Genomic DNA, 20,658 nt, shown 5'->3' on the forward strand with positions numbered 1-20,658 from the left:
CTAAGCATTGAAACTCCGCTGTTAATGCGCTAGTTAGCGTTATTTTATCCTAAGTTTTTTATATATTATCCTAAGTAAAAACAAGTCCGGTGCGTTTTTTGTTGCGTACGGACTTTATAAAGTCTCCACTTAGGGGATTAAAATCGATGTCCCGGAGGAGCGCCCATCGGACCTCTTCCCCGTCCGCCTCTACCCGGCGTTTTCATGTCGCTGGTAGTGGCCCCACCTTTGAAGATGCTGAACCGATAGATGAAGTGTACCATGAAATAACTGCCTAGCGTGTTATATTCTGAGTCTTGTATATAGCTAGCGGTAACGGAACGGGAGATATTGCTTCGTTGTTGCAGGATATCGTAGATCTTGAAACGGAGCGTCCCTTGGTTATTCTTTAAGAAAGACTTGGAGGCTGAGGCATTCCATAGGACTTCGTTCTGTTTGAATCCGTCCCCGTAGCCAGAGTTGGTAGACCAGTTCACGTCACTCTCTATCTTGAAATTGAGGGGCAGATAGATTGTCGTGTAACCGCCGGCTCCGTAATTGAAGGTGTTTTGGTTATTTTCCTTTTGCAGGGAGTTGCTGGTGGCATTGTAACGAATATTCCCGTTTACGCCCAGATCCAGATAAGAGGAGCGGAAGTCGATACCACCACGTTCGGACAATATGAGATTCCGGTTCGTATTCTTCTCCTCGTTGATATATCCGTTGCTATTAGCGAACGAGGCCATTGTCATGGAGTTGATGGAGAATTTCTTATTCTTCAAGGGGGTATTCAACATCATACGGACGTTGCCACTATAGTTGCCATTTACGTTTTTGTAAGTGGTGGTCTTTACACCTGTCTCTTGGTTATAAGAGGTATAACTTACGATATCGTTGATGATATAACTACCGTTTGCCATGATCATAAAGGCCCGTTGTTTCTCCGGTGTGAACTGTTGGAAACGAATAAATACGTTGTTCGTATAGCGGGGATTCAAATCCGGGTTACCGATCGTGATATTCGTCGGGTCCGAGATATCCGCTACCGGTTGTAATTGAGTCATGCTCGGTTGGCTGGTACGGCCATTATACATGATACGAAGATTCGTACGCTTATCGAACATATAGTTGAATTGAGCCATCGGGGAGAGGTTGACCACCTTACGGGTTATCTTGGATAAGGTCGTGTCGCCAACGAAATTCTCGCTGCTGGAATAGGATGGGTCCAGATTCAAGCCGATCGTGTAGTTGAACTTTGCCCGTTGAGACTTGAAGCTCAAGCTGGCCCGCTGGCTGATAAAGTTATTGCGATAGCTTTGGCTGTAGGCGGAATCTAATACATTATATATACCATCAGCGTCTTGGTTGTAAACATTCTTCAAGGCTTCTTGTTTCCGTTGGCTGATGCTATAAGTGGCTTGGATGAAATTATTATGCCCGATCGGTTCTACCCACGATACGTAGGCCCGGTAATTGAAACCTTTGTTGTCGTAACGTGAGCGCTGGTCGATAATGCTATTCTTCAAGGCATCAGTCTGGTTGAAATAAACGATGTCGGAACGGTTCATGCCGTCACTGTACGAATCGCTATTGCCTCCAGAAAGGGTGGCGCTGAACACACGTCCTTTGTTATTCAGCTTACGGCTGAAATCGATGCTGGCATTTAGGTTGTACCCGTTACTTTCCGAGTAATTACTGGATTTGTTGGTATTGACCGTATCCCGTTCGTTATCCAAGGTGGTAGCATCACTGAAATTGTCGTTCATGCTGTGGCTGAAGCTGAAACTCGGGCGGAAGATAAGTTGAGTCATCGTATCCGGTTTCCATTCCAAGCGAAAGTCTACGCCAAAGTTATCGCTCTTCGTACGGCTCATCGCCTCGCTATTATCATAGGAGGAACTATCTCCGGGAAGGATATTCTGCCGATCACTCTTGCTGCGAGCGTCATTGTCGGAATGGGAATAACGAGTATTTCCCCCAAGAGTTAGTTTATCCGGCTTGAATTCCTTGCTGAAGTTCAAACCTGCGTTTCCGGAAGAGGTGATACCGCTACCCGCTCCGAAACCTCCTCGTCGGCCTCCACCGCCTCCCATACCGGAGAACATTGTTGAGGCTAGATCGGAAAAGCCCATATTATTCGTGTTATTCGCTCCCCCCATGAACGTGATCTGGTCATTATTCACGAAACGATTGACCATGGCGTTGCCTTCATACCGATCTTTACTTCCGTATCCACCATATGCGTTGCCAAACCAACCTTGCTTCATGCCGGGTTTCACGGTTAGGTTGATGACGGTCTCTTCCTCTCCATCGTCGAAGCCGGTCATTTGGGCCATATCGCTTTTCTTATCAAGTACCTGTAATTTATCGATCATCTTGGCTGGAAGATTCTTGGAGGCCACTTTCGGGTCATCGGAGAAGAACTCCTTTCCGTCCACCATTACCTTTTTCACCTCTTTTCCATTGACGGTGATCTTGCCTTCGCTATCTACCTCCACACCGGGCATCTTTTTCAATAAATCCTCCAAAACGGAGCCTTCGGTTACTTTATAAGAATCCGCATTGTATTCCACAGTGTCGTTGCGAACGGTAACCTCGGGTGCCTTACCTATAACTACGGCTTCTCCCAACTCGATCGCTCCGTCGCTTAATTCAAGTTTACCTACGTTTACGGGGTTTTTCTTTCCGGTGATTTGCAAGGGTTGGTACAATGGATCGTATCCGATGAATGTGATGTGTAGTAAATAACTTCCTTTCTTTACGTTTTTCAAGGTAAAACTACCATTACGGGCGCTCACCACACCTCGTACCATGGCACTGTCTTTTACGTTCAGCAATCGTACCGTTGCTTGCTCGATGGGGGTATCACTACCTTGCTCAACGACAGATCCGGTAACATTAACACCGCTTTGCTGTGCGAAAGCCATCGGTGAAAAAAGGATCATCAACAACATCAAAAGGCACTTTCCCGATTTCATAACTATATGGATTACATTGTTTACAATTACGAAAAGATAGACATGGTTCATTCAAAATAGTTTAATATAACTTTTATGGATTTGATATTATTAACAATCGTGCAGGCCTTTGGATTTATGGAGAGTATTCTTAGAACAAGAACATTATAAAAGGTAAATAGTCCTTCAACTTAACTCGCAATATTTTCAAGGATTGTGTAATCCGGTATTCCACGGTTTTTATAGAAACCCCTAAGGCCTCTGCGATTTGGAGATTAGATTGTTCTCCGAATCGGCTAAGTTTAAATGTCTCCCGGTAATTCTCAGGCAATTCTTCGATTGCTTTCGTGATATTCTCTGTAAGCTCGTTTACGAAATAGGTATCAGGATTCTCAAATTGATCTTTAATCTTATCATAAATCAGGCTATGTACTCGCTCATGATACAATTGCCTTTTGATCGCATTGAGGCAACGATGCTTAACAGCCATAAAAAGATAGGATTTCAAGGATATCTCTACAAATAAGGAATTTCGGTTTTCCCATATAAATAACATTAGCTCCTGAATAAGTTCTTCGGCATCCTCATCAGAAACATATTGGGAAGCATATTCGCATAGTGGCGAATAAAATTTGATAAACATCTGTTTAAAAGCGTCTTTACTTCCTAATTGTATTTGTTCAATTAAAGTAGAATCATCCATAGCACCTTCTTCATCCTTTCTTTTCTGTAAGCAAAGATATATTTTATCTTGGATATTCAAGGTTAAAATTAGGGTAACCACATCGAAATATCACTTTTAGGACATCCTTATCACAAGATATACTTACTTTACCGATGAAGTACTACTTACTTTACTGATGAAGTATATATCCTATGGAAAAGTAGGTAAGTCTAAAGTCTTCCGTAAAAAAATGCTTTTTAGTTAAGGGTGTGTTCGTTCAGGATTGTCTTAGTTATAGAAACAGATAAGAATGAAAACTGAAAATAGACATATTAATATCCAAGAGCCGGAAGGTATGATGCTTTTACGGTATATAAAGGACACAGCTTCCAATGAGGAAAAATCTTATATTGAAGCTTGGCTGGAAGCGGATGAAAATAATAAGAGGATCTTATTACAGACCGCCCGTATATATTATGCGAACAATGCGATGGAACGGATCGCTAGCCGAAATCCATTGATTGCCTACGAAAAGCTGGAACAACGATTAGCAAAACGGACCCGTTTATATTGGCTGAAGAGGTTCTCTGCTGCTGCGGCTTGTATAATTGCTATCATTGGGCTATCAACCTTATTTTCCCATAGAAAGGTTGATTCTGAATTTGGAGATCCTCAAATTATAACACTTCAGGCAAATGCGGGAGTCCGTACACGCTTTAATTTACCGGATGGTACTGTTGTTTATCTAAATTCGGGTAGTGTTTTATCCTATCCGATGTCTTATGACCAAAAAGAAAGAAAAGTATGTTTATCAGGAGAAGCCTATTTTAAAGTCACTCACAACGAAAAACAACCTTTTATTGTCAGTACTTCAGGAGATCAGCATAGGGTTAGAGTTTTAGGCACGGAGTTTAATATACAAGCTTATGGGGATGAGAATATAATTTCGACTACTTTAGTGACGGGCTCCGTAAATCTCGAGGTGAAGAATAAATCAGGGAATGTGAGTCATAGGACGTTACTACCATCCGAAAAAGCGATTTGCAACTTGGATAAAGAAGAAATTTCTGTGATGAAAATAAATACGATCTATGAAACCGCATGGATGGATGGCAAACTGATGTTCAAGGATACGCCTTTACCTGAGGCTTTGAAAAAATTGTCATATTACTATAATGTTGAATTTGTGATTCAGGATGCGGAGATTAAAAGCTATTGTTTAACCGGTATTTTAGATAATAGGCTGCTATCTCAGACACTAGACTATTTGAGAATATCTTCAAATATTGATTATCGTATAGAAGATATGAAGACAGATGATAGCAAAGGTACTAACCGTACTCGGGTTATACTTTGGAAAGGAAAATAAAGAAAAATGTATAATAATTAAATAATATGGCCTATGGAATAAAAGAACAAGAATGTAGACTTGATCTATCTAAAAAACATACGGGAAAATGTTACCAGCATCTTCCCATATGAAACAATTTGATAGAGGTCTTTAAACCGACTAAGAAATTTATTTTTTAATCTTAAATCAATTACAAAAATATGATGAATAATTTATATTTCCAACTTGATGGAGATAAATCAGCGTTTGTCAGGTTGGTATCTAAAATATCAAGAATTATGAAGTTGACCTTATTTCTTGTATGTTTATCAATTAGTATGTCATTTGCTATGACAACAAATGCTCAAAGCACCTCACTTTCTTTTAAAGCGACAGATCAATCTATAAAAGAAGTTTTGGAACTGATTGAAAGTCAAACCGATTTTCACTTCTTTTATAATAGTAAATTAGTTGATATCAATCAAGTAATATCTGTTGATATAAAGGATAAAGACGTGTTCACTACATTAGATCATATATTTAAGAATTCGAATATACGATATAAAATAGTAGGAAAAGATGTGATTCTATCAGTAAAAGGCAGTAAGTCTGATCAAGATGAAAAGACAGTAACAGGTACTGTTGTTGATGAGGCGGGGGAGCCTATTATTGGTGCAAATATTGTAGAGAAGGGTAAAGCAAATGGAACTATGTCTGATTTGAATGGTCATTTCTCTATTGTAGTGTCTTCCGATGCGGTACTCCAGATTTCTTATATTGGATTTTCTCTTCATGAAGAAGCCGTGAAAAATAAAAATGTACTTCAGGTCATTATGAAAGAGGATACACAAAAATTAGATGAGGTTGTTGTTGTTGGTTATGGCTCAGTTGACAAAAAAGAGTTGACTTCTGCTGTAACCGCTGTTTCTAGTAAAGACTTTTTACAAGGAGCATTTACAAGTCCGTTGTCAATGATCGATGGAAAAGTATCAGGCGTTAATGTCTCGAATGCGGCAGCGGCAGATCCTAACTCTTCTCCTAATATCCAGATGCGAGGTGCTTCTTCCATAGAGGCAGGGAATTCGCCATTGGTTATTATAGACGGAATGCCGGGTGCAGATTTAAGAAGTGTCGCTAACCAAGATATTGAATCAATTACAATATTGAAAGATGGTTCGGCTGCAGCGATTTATGGTTCACGTGCGGCGAATGGAGTTATTTTGGTGCAAACAAAAAAGGGAAAGGCTGGAAAAGTTTCTATATCTTATGATGGCTATATCGATCATGATATGGTAGCTAATCAACCAAAAGTACTTTCTGTAGATGAGTTTCTTGCGCATGAAAGAGATGTAGATTTTGGTCATCGGGTGGATTGGTATGACAAATTGTTGAATAAGAGTAATCTGGGTCAAAGTCATTATTTAGCTGTTTCAGGAGGAAGTGAAAATTTGACCTTTAGAGCTTCTGCCAATTATAAGAAGAAAGATGGCTTGGATATAGCGTCTTCTAGAAAAGAGTATGGAGTTAGAATGGGATTCACCGCAAAGACATTAGAAGGTCTGTTAGAGATTCAAGGAAACTTGTCCACGCGAGTTATCAATGAGGAATATGTGGATTATGGCGTATTTCAGCAAGCGGTAAAATTGAATCCGACTCATCCATTGATGGATGAAAAAGATCCTTCTAAATATAGTACTCTGTATGGGTTTGATACCTATAATCCTGTAGGATGGTTGAAAGACAAGGAGGATGGAGGTGATAGACAGTTTTCCCTTGCTGATTTTAAAATGAAACTAAATATTTTACCGACGCTAAATACTGAATTATCTCTAGCTAGACAGGGGCAAGAGTATTTTAAGCGTATATATGTTAATTCAAATCATAAGGAATCTATAGATAATATGCGTTCCGGACGAGGAACTCTGCAGGAAGAAAATTATACGGATTATACATTGGAATGGATCGGTAATTATTTTACGACAATTGACAAGCATACAATTAAATTAATGGCTGGATATTCGTATCAAGAGTTTAATCATCGTAGTTTTTCTTCAGAGAATGCAAATTTTCCTTCGGATGCGATGTCCTATAACAATCTGGAAGCTGGAGATTGGAATATGGCAGCAGGTCGTTTAGGGGTATCTTCGTTGAAAGAAAAAGAAAAGACAATAGGTTTTCCTGCGCGATTGATTTATAACTATGATGATACTTACTATTTGACGGCTTCTGTTAGATATGAAGGAAATAGTAAATTTGGGGCAAATCATAAATGGGGATGGTTCCCTGCAGCCTCTGCAGCATGGCGAATGTCAAGTTTGCCTGCTATTAAAAATATTGAGGCCATCAATGATTTAAAACTCCGTTTTTCATATGGAGTTACAGGACGCTCTGGTTTCCCAAAGTATTCAGCGTTGGCTCGTTATGAGCAAGGTGGGTATTGGCTAGACGATAATGGACAATGGACCCAAGCGTGGGGACCTACGAATAATCCTAATCCTGATTTACATTGGGAAAAGCAGATATCTTATAACTTGGGTGTGGATTTTTCTCTTTTAAAGAATAAGTTATCAGGTAGTTTGGATGCCTATGTAAAACAAGGTAAAGAAGTAATTTCTAATTATGACGCTCCACTACCCCCTTTTATGTTTGATCAGATATTTACAAATGTAGCTTCTACTAGTTCAAAAGGTTTGGAACTGACTTTAAATTGGGATGTTGTAAACATGAAAGATTTTAGTTATTCGACTAATCTAGTTGCTTCTTTTACGAAATCTAAACTGGATAAATTCTCGAATGGTACATATCAGAAAGGATATATGGATCGATATTTACTGCCAGCTCCCGGAAATCCCGGCTATGCCCAACGCTTACAAGACGGAGTGGAAATTGGTTCTTTTTATGGCTTAAGATATGCGGGAGTTGATGATAATGGCAATATGTTGGTTTGGAAAGACGCTAAAATTGGAGGAGAAAAAATACTCGCTAATGGTGAAGCTAGTGATACAGACAAAGATTATATTGGCCATGGAACACCTAGATATTCTTTGTCTTGGGGGAATACATTTCGATATAAAGGATTTGATTTAAGTCTATATTTCCAAGGGCGCTTTGACTATCAAATATTGAATATGTATCAAATGTATTATGGATTAGTTGCTGAACCGGGTATGAATTTATTGGAAGATGCTTATGGAAAGAATGGGCATATTAAGTCTGGAAAAGTGATGTGTGATTATTTTTTGGAGGATGGAGATTATTTTAGGTTGGATAACATAACTTTAGGATGGACTCCAAAATTAGATACAAAGTGGATTAGCAATTTACGGGTATATGCGACAGTTAAAAATGCGTTTACTATTACGAAATATTCAGTAATGGATCCGACATCTGTGGATATAAATGGTCTAGAACCAGGTATTAGCGGTCTAAATGTGTATCCTATTGCCAGATCATTCACATTTGGAATTCAAATTTCATATTAATCTTAATTTCATTTATTATGAAGAAGTTTAAATATATAATAGTTCTTTTCGTGATGGGATTAATCTCATTTTCTTGTACAGATTTAGATGAAGAGATTTTTAGTGAGATTACAACGGATAACTATTATCAAAATAGTAATAATATTTATGCGGCGTTGGTGAATAACTATGCTAAGGCTTTTAGTACGGGTTGGTCTGATGCTCGATACTTTTTACAGGAAGTTACTGCCGACCAGTTAATGATTCCGACAAGAGGAAAACATGGTTATAATGGTGGGGAGTATGTTCGTTTGCATGAGCATAAATGGACTGTGGAGGAGAATTTCGTATATAATGGTTGGGCTGCTCCTTTTCAAGGTATAGCATTATGTAATAATACATTGTCTGATTTTGAAAATCTAGATTTCTCTACGTTTAAATTGACGGAAGAAACGAAAAATGAATATATAGCCGAATTAAGAGCTCTTCGGGTTTGGAATTATATGTTTTTAATAGATTTCTTTAGGCATGTACCAATTGTTACAGATATAGAAGAAGTGAAGGCCCAATCTACACCCCTAGAAGTATTTAACTTTATGGAGTCAGAGCTTTTAGCTATATTACCGGACTTACCTAAAAATAGGGGGGTATCTAGGTTTGATCAAGCAGGAGTAGCTTCTATACTTGTCCGTTTATACTTGAATGCGGAAAAATGGATAGGTATCTCAAAATATGATGAATGTGAGCAAATGGCTCAGGCTATATTAGATGGAAAATATGGAGAATATAGTATTGACCCTGATTATAGAGGCCCGTTCCGCTCGGGGATAAACGGTTATAGATCTAAAGAGAATATTATGGAATTTGCGATTAAGAAAAATTATTTTGAGGCATCTTGGCTATATAATATGTGGATGCACTATCAAGATCGTTATTCCTTGGATAATGACTGGCAAGGTTGGAATGGAGGTAATTTAGCACCGTCTCGGGACTTATATGGAAATTTGTACCAAGATAAATTAGGTATGCCGTTTGAAAAATTCCCGGATGAAGATATCCGAAAGAAAGCTTTTAGAGTTATTTCAAATGATGGAGATTATGAGGGCTTTTTCTTGATGGGAACTCAATATAAATTTGATTATGAAAAAGGGTATGGATTTACAGATGAAGTAATAACTGGTACGGAAGAATATAATGGTAAACCTCTAGTTTATGTGGATCAAGTTGGACGCTTTTCGGAGGGAGAGACTGGTTTAGCCAAAGGCTCTCATGTAATTTACGGAGAAGAGAATACGGGATATCGTTTGATAAAATTCCCTTGGTTACCTCAATCGAAAGATTTGTTCCAAATGAACTCTATTCCAGAGATCAGATTGGCAGAGATTTATTATTCGTTAGCTGAATGTAAATATAGATCAGGGGATAAGATAGGGGCTGCTCGGTTGCTGGATGCGGTTAGGAAACGTTATTATAAAGCGGAAGATTGGTCTAAATTTAGTTACGAATCTAATATCTCGAAATTAACTGATGATGAATTTGTCGATGAATTAGGTCGTGAGTTCATAGGAGAGCGTCATCGTCGTATTGATTTAATACGATGGAATCGTTTTAGTGAAGGTGCGTGGTGGGATAAAACTCCGGATGCGACGAATCAAGACGTATTTCCGATCCCTTATCGTGCTTTGAATGCGAATCCTTTGTTAAAACAAACAACAGCTGGCTTTTAATAAATAGAATCGATATATGAAACAGTTTATAAATGTAAAAAGAGTATTTACCGTATTGATTATACTTTTGTTATTAATATCGTGTAGGGTCGAAACTGATTATAGACCATTATTTGACAAAGATTTATCAAATGCTGATTATGATAGTTCGGTTTGGACCTTTAAAAATGGCATACTTACTGCCACTGCCGATCAATCTATTTGGACGAAGGTGCAGTATGAAAATTTTATCTTGGATTTAGAATTCAAGACAGATGTGAATACAAATAGTGGGGTTGTGATTTATTGTACGGATAAGGGTAATTGGATCCCATCTTCCATTGAGATTCAAATAGCGGATGATCATCATCCTGAATGGCAATCATATCCAGAATATTGGCGTTGTGGTTCTATTTATGGACATAAAGGAGCAAATGAACAATTGGTCGTGAAGAAACCGGGAGAATGGAACCGCATGATTGTCACTGCTAAAGGTCAGCAGATAGATATCGAATTGAATGGGAAACATATTGTTTCGGCTAATTTAGCAGATTGGACTTCTGGAACAACAAATCCAGATGGAACAGAGATTCCGGAATGGCTACCAATCCCGTATGCGAATATGCCAACAAAAGGTTATATTGGTTTGCAAGGGAAACATGGAGAATCTAATATTTGGTTTAGGAATATTCAACTGAAACAACTTTAAAATCATCATTATTATGAGACATATATCAAGAAGAGATTTTTTGAAGACAGGAGCTTTAGCAGCAGGTTTAACGATCGTACCAAATTCTGTTTTAGGTAAAACGCATGGGTTTACTTCACCAAGTGATAAATTGAATATTGCTGGAGTTGGTGTCGGGGGAATGGGCCGTGGTAATTTACGGAATATGAGTACAGAGAATATTGTGGCTTTATGTGATGTAGATTGGAGATATGCAGAGAAGACTTTCAATGATTATCCAAAAGCAAAAAAATTTAAAGATTGGCGTGTTATGTTCGATGAGTTCGGAAAATCAATTGATGCGATATTGGTTGCTACTCCAGACCATACACATGCGGGAGTTACTGCTCATGCTATTACATTAGGGAAGCATTGTTATACTCAAAAACCTTTAACCCATTCTGTCTATGAATCTCGTTTACTAGCAAAACTCGCTAAAAAATATAAAGTAGCGACACAAATGGGTAATCAAGGAAATTCTTTTGATTGGTGTCGTCAAATAACAGAGTGGATTCAATCCGGTGTTATTGGGGAAGTATATGAAGTTCATTGTTGGACAGATCGTCCAATTTGGCCTCAAGGATTGATGCAACCTAGCGATAATCTGAAATGCCCGAAGACTCTTGATTGGGATTTGTTTATTGGGCCAGCGCAAAAAAGACCATATAATCCAGTTTATACGCCTTGGAATTGGCGAGGATGGTGGGATTTTGGAACGGGTGCTTTAGGAGATATGGCTTGCCATATTATGGACCCACTTTATTGGGCACTTGATTTGAAGTATCCGATAAGTGTGATAGGTAGTTCAACCTTGAGCAATTTATATTCGCCACCTCATGCACAAGTTGTAACTTATACGTTTCCAGCTCGTCCCCCAAAAGGAAACACAAAAATGCCCGAGGTTAAGGTATATTGGTATGATGGAGGTTTAATGCCTCCTCGTCCAGAGGAATTAAAAGATGGACAAATGATGGGAGATGAAAATGGTGGTATTATTTTTATTGGGACAAAAGGGAAAATCATGACTGGCTGTTATGGAATGAATCCAACTTTATTGCCCGTATCTGATATGGAACATTTTAATCAACCTAAGCCTTCAATACCAAGAGTTAAAGGTGGTAATGGCAATATTTGGGCTACGAATGCCCATGAGCAAGATTGGATTCGTGCTTGTAAAGAATCTCCAGAAAACCGAGTAGAATCATCTTCAAATTTCCAATTCTCCGGACCTTTTAATGAAATGGTAGTAATGGGAGTTCTTGCGGTACGTCTTTCTGGTCTTCATGGACTACATAGAGAATTGTTATGGGATGGAGAGAATATGAAATTTACCAATATATCTCCTACTGACACAATTAAGATTGTAACAGTTGATGATTTTAAAGTTGTTGATGGTGATCCTCGTTTTGATCGTCGTTTTGCGGACTTTAATGCTCTTGATGTTGCGAATGAGTGGATTAAGCATACTTATAATAATGGTTTTAGTTTACCTAGTATGCCATTCTGAGAACATAGAAAGGTCGTGAACTACTGTTGGATGTCATTTAGTTAAAGAGTATCCGTAATAGATAGAGGTTATTTCTTTTCAAGAGGAAATAACCTCTTCTTATTTTTTTATTTTATATTTGTTCGGTCAATATGTGCTAGAGGAGATGGATGTAGAACGGATATACCTAGAACGATTACGAAGCGGTTCATACAGAGACTTTACGAAACTGTATGAATCATACGCTTCACGCTTATATGCGTTCGCATTGCACTTGACTCATTCTGATGCTCTTGCAAAAGATATTGTACAAGAGACTTTTATCAAAGTGTGGGTGCGGAGAGAACAGATTGATTTAGATATGTCTTTCAGTGCTTTCCTATTTACGATGGCCAAGAACCAATTATTGAATGAGTTTCGTAGGCAGGCAAATAGTCCACTTTTTTTGGAAGATGTTGTACTGAATGAGTCTGGAGATGGAGAGGAAACAGCGATTGAACGTAAATTATCTTTTGAGGAATTTAACCATAGACTGGAAATAGCGAAACAAAAGTTGACACCTCGCCAACGAGAACTGTTTGAGTTAAATAAGGAACAAGGTATAACTATAACAGAAATAGCGGCTAAAGCCTTTATTTCAGAACAATCTGTGCGTAACCAGTTATCGCAAGCCTTACATGTTTTAAGAAAGGAGCTCGGTAAGTATGCTTTGCTGTTCTCTCTTTTCTTTATCGGATAAATAAAATTGAAAAAATAATATTCTTATGTTTTATAACATCTAAAAAGACATGTTATAAATTAACGGCTCATGTGTATACCTTATAAAAAGGGTATTATGCAGGAATCACATACATATTATTTGCTCTCAAAGTACATGGATCATACGATCTCTACGGAAGAGTTGAAAACACTACGGCTTTTGGTTAATTTGTCTGATGATGATGAATTATCGTTGTCATTGTCTCTTTTATGGGAAAATGGGCGACCCTTTGAAGAGGTTGATGAGAGAATCATACGAGATATGTTCAGCGGGATTCAAAATCGAACGAGAAAAGAACGATTCGTTATGGTGTTTAGGAAACTGGCTCGTATCGCCGCAATACTATTAATACCTTTATTAAGTGTATTGTCTGGTTATTTATATTTCAATCCAGTCAATCAGGAGGAGGGTATTGGTAATTTAGTGGTTCATGCCGATAGAGGGGAAAGATCGGGGGTGACTTTACCGGATGGAACACAAGTAAAACTAAATGCGGAATCGAGCTTAAGTTACACTCACGATTTCGGTCGAGAGCTTCGACAGGTTAATTTAGAGGGAGAGGCCTATTTTGAGGTGACTCGGAATGAGGATAAACCTTTCGTGGTACATACAAAATATCTGGATATAGAAGTGTTGGGCACAAGTTTTAATGTGTATTCGTATGAACGGGAGAATGTCATGGAAATGGCCTTGATATCGGGACGGATCAAGATACAGACTTGTTCAGAGCCTTCTCGTGTCGTTTATCTAAAACCGAATGAAAAAGCATTGTTCAATAAAGAATCGGGTATTATAACCGTGGAGAAAACAGATAATCGATTTGAAACGGCATGGTTAAGAGGAGATCTCGTTTTCCGATCAACGACATTAAGTGATGTCTTGGCTAAACTAGAGCGTAGATATGGCGTGAATATCCATTTGAATGATTCTTCTTTAGCGAATGACTTATTTACCGGAAATTTTGATAGTGAATATATCGTAGAGGTAATGGACCTTTTAGAGAGGCATTATGACTTTACATATGATGTACGAGGAGATGATATCTTTATACATCCTTGAGCGAGTGAAAATAAAAATGTACAACCTTAAATCAGTTCTTATGCGACAAGATTCTTCATAATAAAAACGGAACCGAAAAATGGTCGAGATTTTCCGGTTCCCCAATTAATACTCCATTTACGAGAATGGCGATTAGGCCATAAAACGGATTGTATCAATTTAAAAAAATAATATATGTTCAAAAGTAGAAAAAATCAATGTAGCTATATAATTTTTTTGGCTCTATTTCTGTTTTTTAATCCTATTTTGGTATTAGCTCAGACAGGAAGTGTCACTCTTTCCATGAAGAATGCTACATTAAAGCAATTTTTTGAGGCTGTAGAGAAGCAAACCACATATATATTCTCTTATCGGGATGCTATAGTGGAAGGAAAGAAGGAGGTAACTTTAAACGTGACGAATCAGCCGATTCAGCGTTTGTTGGATGATGTATTGCATCAAAGGGACTTGCAATATACGATGACAGGCCATTCAATTGTCGTAACTTTAAAGACTGCAGGTAAAGTAAAGCAGGTATCTGGTACTGTGGTGGATAGTAACGGCGAACCGATTATCGGAGCGAATGTTGTTGAGAAAGGGACTACGAATGGAACGGTAACGGATATCTCGGGAAATTTCTCATTAAATATAGATGATACCGGTATTTTACAGATCTCGTATATTGGGTTTAATACTCAAGATGTAGCAGTGAACGGAAAATCAAGTTTAATGATAAACTTGAAGGAAGATACTCAAAAACTGGATGAGGTAGTCGTTGTTGGTTATGGCGTGCAGAAGAAGTCGAATGTAACGGGATCTGTGGCTTCTATTAAGACGGATGATTTTAATGATTTAAATATGGATGTGTCGCATGTTATTCAAGGACGTGTGGCTGGTGTCAATGTTTCCAATGGGAACATTATCATTCGTGGAGCGGCTTCTATCAATGGCGCGGATCCGTTGTGGATCGTGGATGGAGTGCCGGGTAGCGCTCCTAATTTTAATGATATAGAATCTATCGAGATCTTGAAGGATGCGGCTTCTACTGCTATTTATGGTGCCCGGGGAGCAGGTGGTGTGATCCTTGTAACCACTAAAAAAGGAAAGATAGGGAAACTTTCTATTAATGCGAGAGTAAACTTTGGAATAGAGACTCCGATCGATTTGCCGGATATGCTGCATACCGCAGACTTTATTGACCGGAAACTGGCGGCAGGCTTCCCTAATAATCCCAATTCCGGCTGGGATAATCCCGCTTCGCTACCAGATACAGACTGGGAAGATCTGGTTTGGCGTAATGCTTTTAGGCAAAACTATTTTTTACAGATGACAGGTGGTAATGAGAAAACTACATTTAATATGTCTGCGGAGTTCTACAAGAATCAGTTTATCGAACGTTATTCATTTGAGGATGCGGGTAATTTTCGTGTGGCTAGCCAGACAAATATAAGTAAACGTGTGAAATTTTCCGAGATCCTGACTGTTGGTTTTAATAATACGGATCCCCATTTGTATGGGCAGACGAATAATGATTATGTTTATTACCGCCAAGTTCCTACGATGGTGCCTTATGATAATACCAACGAAGCTGGTGGAGGTTGGGGGAAACATCCGGCAGGTGGTTACTACGAGGGACCTAATCATGTGGCTACACTAATGTCGCATCATGCGAATGAACGTAGGTTTTGGGCCCGGGCAAATGCGATTTTGGATTGGGAGATTATCAATGATTTAAAATTCCAAGCGAATTTCTCTGCCAATTTTGACTCCCATGCGAATAATTTGTTCTTAGAGTCATGGAATTTGGGATCTTTGTCTCAACAGGATTATTACTCGAAGGACTATGGTTCCGGTTATGATTTGCGTATGTTATATACATTGACCTATGACCATACTTTTGGGGAGAAGCACTATGTAAAAGGTATGGTAGGCTACGAGGCTTATCGGGCGACGGCTTCTTCTGCAGGTGGTTGGAAAAACGGTTTCTTGGTTCAACCTTCGGATGATATTAGTTTAGGTACAGGAGATAAAGATGTATCCGGAACGAAAACGGAAGGTCGTAGTTTATCCCAGTTCGCTCGTGTAAACTATGCTTATGATGACAGGTATTTGCTAGAGGCTAGTATTCGTCGGGATGGTTATGATAACTTTGGTCCAGAGAATCGGTTTGGTGTGTTTCCTTCGGCTTCTGTTGGTTGGAATGTGGGAAAAGAGAGCTTTGTAAAGGATAATATAACATGGATGTCTCAATTAAAACTGAGAGGAAGTTATGGTAAAATTGGTAACAATACAATTCCTCAATTCTTGTATGAACCTTCTTTTACGAATAATTATCTATATTATTCATATGATGGGCAAAATACGCAGAGAGGATTCTGGTATTCAAATGTTGCGAATGCTACGATTAAATGGGAAGACGTGGCCCAATGGAATATAGGTGTTGACGCAAGTTTTCTGGATAATCGCTTGAATACGACAATCGAGTATTATGATAAGAAAACTTCCGATATGCTGTATTCAGTAGGTGTGCCACCTTCTGCCGGGCCTTCTTCGGAACCATTTAGCGAGACCTCTTCTTATCGGGCTAATATCGGAAAGATAAGCAATAGAGGTTTCGAATGGATGGTTCAATGGAGGGATTCCTATAAAGATTTCAGGTATGACGTGGCTTTTACGTTGTCTACCAACAAGAACAAAGTGGTAAAGTTAAGTGACCAAGTGAATCCGATCATTTGGGCTGGAAGCGATGCGGCTTTGAATAGTTCTATTTATCGTACGGAAAATGGGCAACCGATGGGACAGATGTATGGATATGTAGTGGATGGCATTATTCAAGACCAAGCGGAAATCGATGCCTTAAACGCTCAATCTCCGGATGGATTGTACCAACAAGCAGGTACGGCTCCGGGTGATTTGAAATATAAGGATTTAAATGGAGACGGAAAGGTGACGAATGAGGATAAGACATATATCGGTAATCCTTGGCCGGATTTGATGTATGGATTGAATATAAATTTGTCATGGAAAGGCTTTGATTTAAGTATGGGCTGGTTAGGAAACGCAGGTGTTGATGTCTTTAATAGCGCTAAGCTTTATGAAAGAAGTTTCTATGGCGACTATAATACGACTTATAAGGTATATGAGGCGTGGAGTCCGACGAACCGGGCTACTTCACATCCTCGAGTAACGAAAGAGGATCCGAATGGAAACTTCAAGAATGTCTCCTCTTATTTTGTGGAGGATGGTTCTTTCTTTAAATTGAAGAATTTACATTTCGGCTATAATTTACCGAAATCAATACTTTCTCATTTGAAGATAGAAGGTTTGAAGTTTTATATTAACTGCGATAATTTATTTATTATCACAAAGTTCCAAGGAGATCCTGAATTGGGTGGTGGATATTTGGAACGAAATATGTATTCTGTGAAACGGGCTCCCTCCACCCGCACCATTATGGGCGGTTTAAGTTTAACCCTCTAAATTAATAGGAAGATGAAGAAATTAGTTATATTATTAGCTGCTGCGTTAACTTTTAATAGTTGTTCGGATAGTTTTCTGGATTTATCAAATCCCAGTGCGTTATCTCCAAGTGTCTACCCTAAATCTATGGCGGATATGGAGACTATCGTAACTTCAGTTTATGCGAATATGGTCGCTGTGCCTTTGTATGGAAAAAGGGTTATGGCGAAAGGGACATTCTGTGTGGATCATACGGTAGATATGGCTTGGACTGGTGACGCCAACTGGAACCAGTTGGCGACCAATCAAGTGACTTCTGATAATGCTTACATTGGGACGTTATGGATTGGTTATTATAAAATGATTTCTTGTGCGAATACCGTATTGGAGCAATTGGAAAGAATCGACAAGGAGAAGTTTACGGATGCGGATTTAGCAAGACTTTCGCAGATGAAGAGAGAAGCTTTGTTTTGGAGAGGTTGGGCACACCAACAGTTAGTAGCGTTTTTTGGGGAGGGATATCCTTGCAACGGGGATGGCGATAAAAAAGGTGTACCTGTTCGTTTACAGGTAGCATCGACTCCGGATATGCTAAATATAGAACGTAGCACGGTGGCCGAGGTTTACGATCAGATCTTGAAAGATTATGAGGCAGCCAAACTTTTGCTACCTGCCGTATGGGAAGAGCGGGCGGACTATCCACGTCCAACCTCTGTTGCCGTTGCTAGTTACATCGGGCAAGCGAATTTGTATATGGGTAATTATGATGCGGCAAAGAAAGTGTTGAAAGAGGTTATTGATTCTTCCGGAAAAGAATTGCTCCCTTTCAATGAATATGCGAAGATGTTTAATGAGGATCAGGAGAAATTTAATAGAGAATCGATCTTAGAGATTAATTTCCGTAATGGGGATACTTCCGGATATTTTTGGTATGGAGAAGGTTCTCAATATGGATTGATCGTTGCCTTATGTTTCCAGAACGCAAGTGGAGATGTTGAGGCGGCCGGTTGGGGTAATATTTTCTTTCATGATGCGAATATTAAACGTTTTAATGGAGATCCTCGTCTGGATATCGCCGCTTTGCGTCCGGGAACTCCTGTTATTATGAATGGACAGCAGACGCAGGTTCTGAAATATAAGGATACGGAGGCTGACATTCAAGGTTGGAGCATGCGAAAATACAATCCGTTGAAAAGTACGGTGAATGAGTTGAATTTAGGGGTTGGTATTAATATGTATTTGATGCGTTTGGCGGATGTATATTTGATGTATGCGGAAGCTTGTCAGGCTACGGGAGATGAGGTAAATGCCCGGAACTATATGAATCTGGTAAGAAGAAGAGCTTATAATGGAGATAGTTCCCATGATATAACGGCTAGTGGAGAAGCTTTGAGAGATGCGATTCGGGAGGAACGTTTCATGGAGTTCTGCGGTGAGGGCGTACAACATTGGCAAGATGTTTGCCGCTGGAAGGTCTTGGATGAGGAGATTAGCCGTTGGTATGGAAAGACACGTGTTGGTAATCCGCATTATGATGCGAAAGATTTGTATTTCCCGATACCCAAGGTTGAAATGGAGAATAATCCGAATATGACACAAAGCATAGGTTACGAGAACGAGTAGATATAACTTGTTGAAAAGTTCATCAAAGAAAAGGAATAGGATAGTTCTCTTGGGATCGCTAATCCTATTCTTTTTTTATTCCTTTATGATCATATTAAATCTTATTGAATAATGAAGATGATAGATGTATCGAAAGTAAGAGTCTTTCGGGGGAGTCTCTTTGTATTGCTTATGCTCTTTATGCGGATAGGTTGGGCCTCAAATGATGATAGCACCTATAATATCGTGGATTTTGGAGCTAAAGGAGATGGAATAACAGACAATACCCAGTTCATCAACAGGACAATAGAAGCTTGTTCCTTGAGAGGGGGAGGAACGGTTATCATTCCGGAGGGAACGTTTTTGACAGGAAGTATTCTGCTGAAAAGTAAAGTAAACTTATTCTTAGAAAGTAATGCCGTAGTGAAAGGCATAAATAATCTGGAAAAGTACCGTTCTATATCCGATCTTAATCAAGATGAGGCTTATTATAAAGTAAAACCCCGGAATTGGAACAAGGCATTGCTTTTAGGAGATCAAGTTGAAGGTGTGTCAATTACAGGAGAGGGGGTAATCGATGGTGCCCATATTCAAGATAAAAAAGGTGAAGAAGGGATGAGAGGCCCTCATATTCTCTTTTTGTCGAGATCGAAAGGGATTAAGATATCGGGAGTTAAACTACGAAGAGCATCGAACTATGCTTTTATGAGTTATGATATTGAAAGGGCTTCTTTCGATAATCTTTTAGTGGAGGAAGGATGGGATGGGATTCATATTCGTGGCGGAAAAGATATCCGTATCCGAAATTGCCGTTTTTATACGGGTGATGATGCTGTTGCGGGTGGGCTATGGAAGAATATGGTAATAGAGAATTGCTATATGAACTCATCGTGCAATGGGATAAGGTTGATAATGCCGGCTACTGGTTTAAAGATCGTTGATTGTGAATTTAGAGGTCCGGGAAAATATCCACATCGGACTTCCGGTGAACAAAAACGTAGGAATATGCTTTCTGGGATATTGCTCCAACCGGGCGCATGGTTCCCTGCGTTTGGGGAAGTAAAGGATATATTGATATCTAGCTGTTCTTTTGATCAATTGGATAATCCGTTTCTAGTCACATTGAATGAGGGGAACCGGGGAGAGCGGATCTGTCTGGAGCATATAAGAGGTACACGTTTAATGAAAGCGGCCGCCTCGGTAGAGAGTTGGGGAGATAGTAGTTTGAAAGATGTCCGGCTTTCGGATGTTTCCTTATCGTATGTTGGAAACAAAGATCAAGAAATAGTAGGACGTACTCCCTCGAAGCCATTGACCGATTATCGTGCGCTCCCTTGCTGGGGGCTTTACCTTCATAATTTAGATCGAGTGATTTTACGGAATGTTCGGTTAGATTGTGAGAATGAGAAAGTTGGCCCAGCCTCTTGTTTCGATAATGTGGGGTCCGTGGAGATTTATAATGTAAGTTTTTAATCTTAAAAAGAATTAG

At 39.1% G+C, this 20,658-nt stretch carries 12 protein-coding genes; 10 read left to right on the forward strand and 2 right to left on the reverse strand.

The window, feature by feature from the left end; all coding sequences use genetic code 11:
* Positions 1–137 precede the first annotated feature (137 nt).
* Together CI959_RS10475 and CI959_RS10480 are read right to left on the reverse strand one after the other, a co-directional pair.
* Positions 138–2,957, reverse strand: coding sequence for a TonB-dependent receptor (locus CI959_RS10475; protein ID WP_057316908.1), 2,820 nt, complete (start codon positions 2,955–2,957; stop codon positions 138–140).
* 130 nt (positions 2,958–3,087) lie between these two features.
* The gene (locus CI959_RS10480; RefSeq protein ID WP_034527742.1) at positions 3,088–3,639 is read right to left on the reverse strand and encodes an RNA polymerase sigma-70 factor; all 552 of its coding nucleotides are present in this window, start codon (positions 3,637–3,639) and stop codon (positions 3,088–3,090) included.
* 271 nt (positions 3,640–3,910) lie between these two features.
* Between CI959_RS10480 and CI959_RS10485 the strand changes: the two genes are divergently transcribed.
* The 10 genes from CI959_RS10485 (at position 3,911) to CI959_RS10530 (ending at position 20,642) form a co-directional block, all read left to right on the forward strand.
* Positions 3,911–4,969, forward strand: coding sequence for a FecR family protein (locus CI959_RS10485; RefSeq protein WP_005861395.1), 1,059 nt, complete (start codon positions 3,911–3,913; stop codon positions 4,967–4,969).
* Between the two features lie 182 nt (positions 4,970–5,151).
* The gene (locus CI959_RS10490; RefSeq protein WP_005861397.1) at positions 5,152–8,412 is read left to right on the forward strand and encodes a SusC/RagA family TonB-linked outer membrane protein; all 3,261 of its coding nucleotides are present in this window, start codon (positions 5,152–5,154) and stop codon (positions 8,410–8,412) included.
* Between the two features lie 17 nt (positions 8,413–8,429).
* Positions 8,430–10,118, forward strand: coding sequence for a RagB/SusD family nutrient uptake outer membrane protein (locus tag CI959_RS10495; protein WP_008780726.1), 1,689 nt, complete (start codon positions 8,430–8,432; stop codon positions 10,116–10,118).
* A gap of 16 nt (positions 10,119–10,134) precedes the next feature.
* Positions 10,135–10,806, forward strand: coding sequence for a DUF1080 domain-containing protein (locus CI959_RS10500; protein WP_005861401.1), 672 nt, complete (start codon positions 10,135–10,137; stop codon positions 10,804–10,806).
* Positions 10,807–10,819: 13 nt separating this feature from the next.
* A complete protein-coding gene (locus CI959_RS10505; protein ID WP_005861403.1) occupies positions 10,820–12,331 on the forward strand; it encodes a Gfo/Idh/MocA family oxidoreductase in 1,512 nt (503 codons plus the stop codon).
* A 145-nt stretch (positions 12,332–12,476) separates the two neighbouring features.
* Complete coding sequence (locus tag CI959_RS10510) at positions 12,477–13,049, forward strand: RNA polymerase sigma factor (RefSeq protein WP_005861405.1); 573 nt, start codon at positions 12,477–12,479, stop codon at positions 13,047–13,049.
* Between the two features lie 69 nt (positions 13,050–13,118).
* Positions 13,119–14,129, forward strand: a complete 1,011-nt coding sequence (locus CI959_RS10515) for a FecR family protein (protein WP_008780727.1) — start codon at positions 13,119–13,121, stop codon at positions 14,127–14,129.
* A 282-nt stretch (positions 14,130–14,411) separates the two neighbouring features.
* Complete coding sequence (locus CI959_RS10520) at positions 14,412–17,588, forward strand: TonB-dependent receptor (RefSeq protein ID WP_022191823.1); 3,177 nt, start codon at positions 14,412–14,414, stop codon at positions 17,586–17,588.
* A 12-nt stretch (positions 17,589–17,600) separates the two neighbouring features.
* Positions 17,601–19,190, forward strand: coding sequence for a RagB/SusD family nutrient uptake outer membrane protein (locus CI959_RS10525; protein ID WP_095231442.1), 1,590 nt, complete (start codon positions 17,601–17,603; stop codon positions 19,188–19,190).
* 111 nt (positions 19,191–19,301) lie between these two features.
* The gene (locus tag CI959_RS10530; protein ID WP_057316825.1) at positions 19,302–20,642 is read left to right on the forward strand and encodes a glycoside hydrolase family 28 protein; all 1,341 of its coding nucleotides are present in this window, start codon (positions 19,302–19,304) and stop codon (positions 20,640–20,642) included.
* Positions 20,643–20,658 lie beyond the last annotated feature (16 nt).

Source organism: Parabacteroides sp. AT13 (assembly GCF_002272965.1).
Classification (GTDB): Bacteria; Bacteroidota; Bacteroidia; order Bacteroidales; family Tannerellaceae; genus Parabacteroides; species Parabacteroides distasonis.

Coding starts and splice junctions, on each gene's coding strand:
- CI959_RS10475 (WP_057316908.1), bottom strand. CDS start 2,957: ATGAAATCGGGAAAGTGCCTTTTGATGTTGTTGATGATCCTTTTTTCA.
- CI959_RS10480 (WP_034527742.1), bottom strand. CDS start 3,639: ATGGATGATTCTACTTTAATTGAACAAATACAATTAGGAAGTAAAGAC.
- CI959_RS10485 (WP_005861395.1), top strand. CDS start 3,911: ATGAAAACTGAAAATAGACATATTAATATCCAAGAGCCGGAAGGTATG.
- CI959_RS10490 (WP_005861397.1), top strand. CDS start 5,152: ATGATGAATAATTTATATTTCCAACTTGATGGAGATAAATCAGCGTTT.
- CI959_RS10495 (WP_008780726.1), top strand. CDS start 8,430: ATGAAGAAGTTTAAATATATAATAGTTCTTTTCGTGATGGGATTAATC.
- CI959_RS10500 (WP_005861401.1), top strand. CDS start 10,135: ATGAAACAGTTTATAAATGTAAAAAGAGTATTTACCGTATTGATTATA.
- CI959_RS10505 (WP_005861403.1), top strand. CDS start 10,820: ATGAGACATATATCAAGAAGAGATTTTTTGAAGACAGGAGCTTTAGCA.
- CI959_RS10510 (WP_005861405.1), top strand. CDS start 12,477: ATGGATGTAGAACGGATATACCTAGAACGATTACGAAGCGGTTCATAC.
- CI959_RS10515 (WP_008780727.1), top strand. CDS start 13,119: ATGTGTATACCTTATAAAAAGGGTATTATGCAGGAATCACATACATAT.
- CI959_RS10520 (WP_022191823.1), top strand. CDS start 14,412: ATGAAGAATGCTACATTAAAGCAATTTTTTGAGGCTGTAGAGAAGCAA.
- CI959_RS10525 (WP_095231442.1), top strand. CDS start 17,601: ATGAAGAAATTAGTTATATTATTAGCTGCTGCGTTAACTTTTAATAGT.
- CI959_RS10530 (WP_057316825.1), top strand. CDS start 19,302: ATGAAGATGATAGATGTATCGAAAGTAAGAGTCTTTCGGGGGAGTCTC.